7 protein-coding genes are annotated in these 7,261 nt (G+C 56.1%); 2 read left to right on the forward strand and 5 right to left on the reverse strand.

Annotated features, from left to right (window positions below; genetic code table 11):
* Positions 1 to 45: 45 nt before the first annotated feature.
* Complete coding sequence (locus TU92_RS18000; RefSeq protein ID WP_112168553.1) at positions 46 to 1,293, forward strand: LysR family transcriptional regulator; 1,248 nt, start codon at positions 46 to 48, stop codon at positions 1,291 to 1,293.
* On the opposite strand, the gene aroQ is transcribed toward TU92_RS18000, so the two are convergent.
* The 5 genes from aroQ to dapF form a co-directional block, all read right to left on the reverse strand.
* Complete coding sequence (gene aroQ, locus TU92_RS18005) at positions 1,262 to 1,702, reverse strand: type II 3-dehydroquinate dehydratase (protein WP_112168554.1); 441 nt, start codon at positions 1,700 to 1,702, stop codon at positions 1,262 to 1,264. The two genes, TU92_RS18000 and aroQ, sit on opposite strands and share 32 nt — an antisense overlap.
* Positions 1,703 to 1,717: 15 nt before the next feature.
* Positions 1,718 to 2,554 (reverse strand): amidohydrolase family protein, encoded by an 837-nt coding sequence (locus TU92_RS18010; protein WP_112168555.1) that lies wholly within the window; start codon positions 2,552 to 2,554, stop codon positions 1,718 to 1,720.
* Entirely contained in the window at positions 2,551 to 3,813 is a 1,263-nt protein-coding gene (locus TU92_RS18015) for a gallate dioxygenase (RefSeq protein ID WP_112168556.1), read from the reverse strand. Before TU92_RS18015 ends, TU92_RS18010 begins: the two co-directional genes overlap by 4 nt.
* 91 nt (positions 3,814 to 3,904) lie before the next feature.
* Complete coding sequence (locus TU92_RS18020) at positions 3,905 to 5,284, reverse strand: MFS transporter (protein WP_112168557.1); 1,380 nt, start codon at positions 5,282 to 5,284, stop codon at positions 3,905 to 3,907.
* A gap of 324 nt (positions 5,285 to 5,608) precedes the next feature.
* Positions 5,609 to 6,448 (reverse strand): diaminopimelate epimerase, encoded by an 840-nt coding sequence (gene dapF / locus TU92_RS18025; protein WP_112168558.1) that lies wholly within the window; start codon positions 6,446 to 6,448, stop codon positions 5,609 to 5,611.
* A gap of 129 nt (positions 6,449 to 6,577) precedes the next feature.
* Between dapF and TU92_RS18030 the strand changes: the two genes are divergently transcribed.
* Positions 6,578 to 7,147 (forward strand): GNAT family N-acetyltransferase, encoded by a 570-nt coding sequence (locus TU92_RS18030; RefSeq protein WP_112168559.1) that lies wholly within the window; start codon positions 6,578 to 6,580, stop codon positions 7,145 to 7,147.
* Positions 7,148 to 7,261 lie beyond the last annotated feature (114 nt).

The following is a 7,261-nucleotide window of genomic DNA, read 5'->3' on the forward strand; positions in this document are numbered from 1 at the left end:
TATTGCAGAGGTATGTCACGAAAAAAAACCTGACGGGAGAAGGGGATGGCGCAAGCTGAGATGTTGAGTAACCTGATGCAAATACGGGCTTTTTGTCAGGTGGTCGATCAGGGTAGCGTATCGCGTGCGGCCGATGAGCTGTACCGCACACAGTCGGCGGTGACCAGGGCGATCCGCGACCTGGAGCAGGCGCTGGATGTGCCGCTGTTTGAACGCCACGCCAACGGCATGCTGCTGACCGATTTCGGCAAATGCGTATTACCCCGCGCGCGGCGGGCGATCGCTGAGCTGCATCTGATCCCTGCGCAGCTGGCGAAACTCCACGGCAAAACGGGGCAGACGCGCAGCGAAACCGAGCCGTTATATCTGTTCAACGTCCGCCGCCTGCAAATTTTTATTTCCCTGTGCAAAACACGCCATATGCAGACCGTCGCGACGCTGCTTGGGCTCAGCCAGCCTGCGGTCAGCGCCGCGCTGAAAGTGCTGGAGAACGGGGCGGGCGTGGCACTGCTCGAACGCACGCCGCACGGTATGATGCCGTCACTGGCGGGGCAGGATATTGTGCCCAATCTGCGCCGTGCGCTGAACGAGTTACGCCATATTCCGGCGGACATTGCTGCCCGTCGTGGGGTGCTGGAAGGCACCGTGCAGGTGGGCGCGCTGCCGCTCGGGCGCACGCGATTATTGCCGCAGGCGATTATCGGCCTGACGCAGCGCTACGGCGGCGTGAAAGTGGTGACTAACGAAAGCGCGTTCAGCACGCTGGCCTCCGAACTGCGCTCCGGCGAAGTGGATTTTATCTTCGGCGCGTTGCGCTCAAGCGATTATGCGGCGGATATGGTGACTGAAACGTTGTTCACCGAAAGCATGGTGATTTTAGCCAGAAAAGGGCATCCGTTGCTGGCAGGAGAGGTGGCACACGAGGATTTACGCGAGGCGCGCTGGGTGCTGCCACGAGCGGAAACTCCGGCAAGACGGTTGCTGGATAACAGTTTTGTCGCGATGGATATTCCGCCGCCGGATCCGGTGGTGGAAAGCGGGGATCTGGGGATTGTGCGCGGATTACTGCTCGGATCCGACATGCTGGCGGCAGTCTCTGCCCGCCAGCTTGAGCACGAACTGGAGTCCGGTGAACTGGTAAAACTGCCGCTGGATCTGGCCGATACGCACCGCGCCATCGGCCTGACATTCCGTGCAGGGAGTTTGCTTTCACCCGCCGCCGGGGCGCTGGTGGCGGAGATCCGCAAGGTGTGCGGCTACATCACTTCTTCAAATTCACCACCGCCTGCCTGATGGCGTATTCATACCCCTGAATGCCGAACCCGCAAATCACGCCGACGGAAACGTCGGAAAGAAACGAGTGGTGGCGGAACGCATCGCGCTTATGCACGTTGGTGATGTGTACTTCATACAACGGCAGGTTGACGGCGGTCACCGCATCGCGGATGGCGACGGAGGTGTGTGTCCATGCGGCGGCGTTGAGGACAATCGCATCCGCTTTGCCACGGCAGGCCTGAATACGGTCGATGAGCTCCCCTTCATGATTGGTCTGGAAAAATTCGATAGTTGCGCCGCAGCTTTCACCGGTCTGGTGGCAACGTTTTTCGATAGTCGCCAGCGTGTCGTGACCGTACGTTTCTGGCTCGCGGGTGCCGAGCAGGTTCAGGTTCGGGCCGTTAAAGACGGCAATTTTATAGCTCATCATCATCCCTTTTGGTTATGCGTAATCTTTAAAGTCAAACAGGTCTTTCGGCGTTTGCCACAGGATCTGGTGTCGGGTCTTTTCATCGGGGAACAGCTGTTCCACCAGCATCAGTAATGTCCCGAGATCCATCCGGTGTCCGGCGCGCAGAAACGGCCAGTCGGATCCCCACATGCAATGCTCAGCCCCAAAGGCGTCGAGCAGCGCGTGCTGATACGCGTGGCCGTCCTGATAAGGAAACGACTGGTGGCTGAACTTCGACAAGCCCGAGAGTTTTACCCAGGTGCGTTGCTGTCCGGCGAGTCCGAGCAGCGCCTGAAACGCGGGCTGTTGCAGACCTTTCGACACCTCCGGACGGCCTGAGTGGTCAATCAACAACCGCGTTCGCGTGCGGTTAATCAGCGGTAACAGCGCCAGCAGCTGGTCGTCCTGCACCTGAATCGCGGCGAAAAGATCGAGTTCAGCGAGGTCGCCCATCAGCCGGTCGAGGTGTAAAAACGGCTCCGTGCCGAGCATCGCGACGTTCATCGCAATCCCCACCACACCGGCCTGTTTCAGGTGCGCGAGCCTGTCCTGCGTGATATCAAAAGGCACCACCGCGACGCCTTTAAAACGCCCGTTACCTTCTTCCAGCGCATCCAGCAGGCAGGCGCTGTCAGTGTTATAACCGGACGTCGGACCGACAATCAGTGAATGACGGATGTTATACGCCTGCATCACCGCGCGATAATAATCGACGGTGCCAATCTCGTGCCCTTCCGGACGGTACGGCGTGTCCGGAAGGTACGGGAAGCGCGCCGGGTCAAACACATGATGGTGAGTGTCTATCTTGGGTTGCTCGAATATCGTCATGCTTTTGCTTTACCTGCCACGGAATAGAGAACTTGCTGATTGCGGGTCTTCTGGAATTCTTCCAGCGTTTCGCCGCGCATTGCGGAGTAGATATGTAAGTTGGAAACGCCGACCACCGCGCCAAGTTTTTCCAGCAGGAAGAAACTGACGCCGTAATGGATCATGCCGCGCCAGTCCAGCTCGCGCAGGAGTTTTTGCTCGGCGTCGGTGAGTTTGCTTTCGGCAAACATGGCGTTCTGATCGGTAAGGAAACGTTCGCGCCACGCAGGCTGGATCAGCCGGTGCAGGAACCGGTTGATGCGCAGGGCTTTCAGGCTGCGCGCCTGCGTGAACGGGTAGGTGCCGGGCAGTTTTTCGACGCCCGCCAGCTGCTGCGCGATTTTGTCCCGCTGGCGCTGCTGCACGTCAAACGGCGCTTCACGGGACTGATTTTCGAGGATAAGCGTCGCGATGCCGGTCATTGACGGCAGGTAATAGGCCTGATGGGTTTTCTTCACGTTGGCCGACAACGCACCGCGCATCACCAGCCACATGATCACTTCCGCGCCTTCCATCCCGCCGAGCGTGGCGAATTCCGCCAGCGTCATTTCGGTCAGACGCTGCGGATCGTTGACAATCATATCGACAAACTGCTCGTCCCAGTCCGGGTTGTTAAACCCGCAACGCTCGCCGTGAACCTGATGAGAAACGCCGCCGGTGGCGACAATCGCCACGTTCAGATCTTCCGGGAAACTTTCAATGGCACGTCGCAGTGCCTGACCGAGTTTATAGCAGCGGCGGGCGGTCGGGATTGGGAACTGCAACACGCCGATTTGCAGCGGGACGATTTGCGTCGGCCAGCCGCCATCGTGAGGCAACAGGGCGGAAAGCGGCGAGAACAAGCCGTGATCCAGCGGTTTATCCTGGAAGAACGACATGTCGAATTCGTCTGCCATCAGACTGGCACCGATGTGCTGCGACAGCGCCGCGTGGCCTTTTACCGGCGGCAAATCACGCGGACCGCCGCCTTCATCGGCAACCTCATAATGATCGTCGATGCCTAACGTGAACGCCGAATAGTGATCGAAAAAGAAAGAGGTGACGTGGTCGTTAAAAATGTAGACCAATACGTCGGGTTTCTTCTCCTCCAGCCATTCCTGCATCGGGGCAAAACCCTCAAAAATCGGTGCCCAGGCACTCTCTTCTTGCTTGTTATGATCCACGGCGAAACCGATGGTCGGGGTATGTGAAACTGCTAAACCGCCTATGATCTTAGCCATCTTCAATCCTTAATACTGATGTAGGGTAAGCGCGGCGCATAAGCCGCGTGAGTTATGTTTCGGTCTAATTATTAGTAGGCTAACCCAGAGATTAGCGGACATTCATGGTGCGCGACAACTCCGGGATGTCAGTAATATCAACGCCTTTGATCATCTCGGCCGGGTGCGCCGCACGGTGTAAAAGGATGCTCAGGCCAGCCAGCAACGCAGGCAGCGCCAAAATAATGAAGATCATGTTTTCGCCGGAGAAGACGCCCAGCAGAATGCCACCCATCGATGAGCTGATGATCGCGCCGCTGCGGCCAATGCCGTGCATCCAGCAGACGCCGGTGGCGCGCATCTCGGTCGGATAGAAAGCCGGGGAAAAGGCCTGCAGGCCGGTCTGTGCGCCGTTAATGCACACGCCGCTGATGAAGACCAGCAGGGCGAGAACGTCCGGGCCGAAGTTACCTATGCCCTGCGACAGCAGACTCACCATGCCCATCATGTAGAAACCGGCGATGACGCGTTTTGCAGTAAATTTATCCATCAGCCCGCCGACCATCAGGCCGCCGAAGGTACCACCGAGCTGGAATAAACCGGCGACAATCGCTGCGCGCTCCAGAGAAAATCCGCCGTTACGCATAATGGTCGGCAGCCAGCCGTTGAGCAGGTAAATCACGAACAGCCCCATGAAATAGGTCACCCACAGCACGAGGGTTCCTTTCGCATAGCCATTGGTGAACAGCTGGAAGACTTTGGCTTTTTTCTGAATAACCGGTGCTTTGAGGACGAATTTGGTGTCGGCACTGAACATTCCACCGGCGCGGGTCAGAACTTTGGCAATCTTTTCTTTGGCGACGTTGCGTACCACCATGTACATGGCCGATTCGGGCAGGATCCACATCAGCAAAGGCAGCATCAGCAACGGCAAAATTCCGCCAGCGAAAATTACCGCTTTCCAGCCGTAGTCCGGCAACAGCCCGGCGGCAATAAATCCGCCTGCGCCGGAGCCGACGTTAAAGCCGCTGTACATGACGGTGATCATCAGGCTGCGGCGGCGCTCAGGCATATATTCGGAAACCAGCGTCACGGTATTGGGCATCACCGCGCCTAATCCCAGGCCGGTAAGAAAACGCAACACGGCCATTTCTACCGGAGTACGGGCAAAGGTGCTCAGCAGGCTGAAGAGGGCGAAACACAAAATCGACCACATCAGCACGCGTTTGCGCCCGAAACGGTCCGCGTTCGGCCCGGCGATCAGCGCACCAATCGCTACCCCAAACATGGCGGCACCGAGGATCGGTCCCATTTCCGCACGGCTGATGCCCCAGTCTTCAATCAGCGCCGGGGCGATAAATCCCATCACCGCGGCATCATAGCCGTCGAACATAATGATGATGAAACATAGCGACAGAACCACCCATTGATATTTCGATATCGGGCGTTCGTCTATCCACGTTTTAACATCCACGATGGTGTTGTTGCTCATAGGGTACGCTCTCTGTTTTTTTATTAATATGTGATCGGATTAAAACTTTGAGAATAATTCCACCGGCAGGCGGGGCACACCGCAGACCCGTCGAGGGGTTTTATTAAAATTATTTTATTTATTAAACAATGAGTTGACTTGTCACTGCTGCACTTCCAGATTACCAACTTAGGGGCTGCAAACGGCGATGTCTGCCATAAAATCATTATGCAGGTATGAGTTTTGTTTATATTGGTTTTTCTGAAAGAACGGCAGACCAGCTGCCGTCGGAGAAAATATTAGGAGAGAAGGAAAATTACAGAGGGCGTAAATTACAGCAATCAGTCAGCCGGGCATATCCCAGAAGCAGTCGTCATCGAGTGTGAGGGTCGCGATTTTTTGCACCGGCCCGCGCATATTCACCTGAAAATCACCGCTGAAGCGGATCGCCAGCTGTCCGCCCGGCATATGCACCGTGACGTTGTCATCGACGTGCCCGAGTTTGTGCATCGCGCTGGCCGCCGCACAACTGCTGCTGCCGGATGCCAGTGTATATCCCGCACCGCGCTCCCAGATGCCGATACTGATATTGCGGCGATCCAGCACCTGGACGAATTGTACGTTGGTGCGTTTGGGAAAAATCGAGAGCGTTTCTATTTCTGCCCCGAGTTGCTTCACGAGATGTAAATCCAGCTTTTCCACCTTTATCACGCAATGGGGATTACCCATCGAGACCAGCGTAGCGCTAAGCGTGTGGCCACCCACCACCAGCGGCAGCGCGAGCGCTTCATCACCCTCTACGCTTGCCGGTAACGCCGACGGCGAAAATTTTGCCTGCCCCATATCGACGATCACCTGATGCGCGCCTTCGGTCACTTCGCATCTGACCTGACCGCCTGACGTATTGACCAGAAATGGCTGATGTTCGACGCGGCCAATATCAAACAGATAACGGGCGTAGATGCGCAAGCCGTTGCCGCTTTTCTCGGCTTCAGAACCGTCTGGATTAATGATGCGTAATGTCGGTATGTCGGCGTCATCGAAATCGATCAGCAAACCGTCGGAACCGATGCCATAGTGGCGATCGCAAATACGTCGGATTTGTTTGTTGGTCAGCTGACTCGCGACGCTGTGATGGCAGACCAGGTAATCGTTACCCAGCCCGTGATAGCGGTGAAAAATCATAGTGATGGCTTCCGGCTAATTTATCATTGATATGAATAGCTTTAATCGGAATCCATTTATATTTCAATGTTTGATGTGCTAAAACGAATACTTATCTGTTTGGAATATAGCCCTGTAAAGGAGTCATTGATGGATGCATTTACCGTTCCTGTCGCTTCCCCGGCACTCAATATTGAGACGCCACGACTGATCCTCCGGCAATGGAAGGACAATGATTTCGCCCCCTTTGCGGCAATGAATGCAGATCCACAAGTGATGGAATTTTTCCCATCCGTGCTGACCCGCGAGAAGAGCGATGAAATGGCGACCCGCTGCCGGGATTTGATAGCAGAGCGCGGATGGGGCATTTGGGCGGTTGAGCTGCGTGAAACCGGCGAGTTCATCGGTTTCGTCGGGTTGCATACGCCGGGCTACGATTTGCCTTTTACCCCCTGCGTCGAAATTGGCTGGCGCTTACGGGCGGATTCGTGGGGTCAGGGTTATTGCAGCGAAGCCGCCCGCGCCGCGCTGGATGCCGGGTTTACTCAGCTGGGGCTAAGCGAAATTGTGGCATTCACTGCACTGCCAAATCTGCGTTCACAGGCGGTGATGAAGAAGATGGGCATGGTGAGTAATCCGCATGAGAACTTCAGTCATCCGGCGGTAGAGAAGGGGAGCTGGCTGGAGGAGCATTGCCTTTATCGGCTTAAGCGAGCCTAGAGCGCTTAATCGCGGTGTCTGCTAAATATTGATTTGCTCTTAATAACCCAGCCATTCCTGGCCTTCGCACGAAACGGAGCAGACTGAGCATGTGGCAGGTTTGCTTTGCTCCTC

The sequence above is a fragment of the Rahnella inusitata genome (assembly GCF_003263515.1).
Taxonomy (GTDB): domain Bacteria; phylum Pseudomonadota; class Gammaproteobacteria; order Enterobacterales; family Enterobacteriaceae; genus Rahnella; species Rahnella inusitata.

What these genes read in the sequence shown, in the direction of transcription:
- dapF (WP_112168558.1), bottom strand. Translation starts at nt 6,448, where the DNA reads ATGATTTTTCACCGCTATCACGGGCTGGGTAACGATTACCTGGTCTGC.
- TU92_RS18020 (WP_112168557.1), bottom strand. Translation starts at nt 5,284, where the DNA reads ATGAGCAACAACACCATCGTGGATGTTAAAACGTGGATAGACGAACGC.
- TU92_RS18010 (WP_112168555.1), bottom strand. Translation starts at nt 2,554, where the DNA reads ATGACGATATTCGAGCAACCCAAGATAGACACTCACCATCATGTGTTT.
- TU92_RS18030 (WP_112168559.1), top strand. Translation starts at nt 6,578, where the DNA reads ATGGATGCATTTACCGTTCCTGTCGCTTCCCCGGCACTCAATATTGAG.
- TU92_RS18000 (WP_112168553.1), top strand. Translation starts at nt 46, where the DNA reads ATGGCGCAAGCTGAGATGTTGAGTAACCTGATGCAAATACGGGCTTTT.
- TU92_RS18015 (WP_112168556.1), bottom strand. Translation starts at nt 3,813, where the DNA reads ATGGCTAAGATCATAGGCGGTTTAGCAGTTTCACATACCCCGACCATC.
- aroQ (WP_112168554.1), bottom strand. Translation starts at nt 1,702, where the DNA reads ATGAGCTATAAAATTGCCGTCTTTAACGGCCCGAACCTGAACCTGCTC.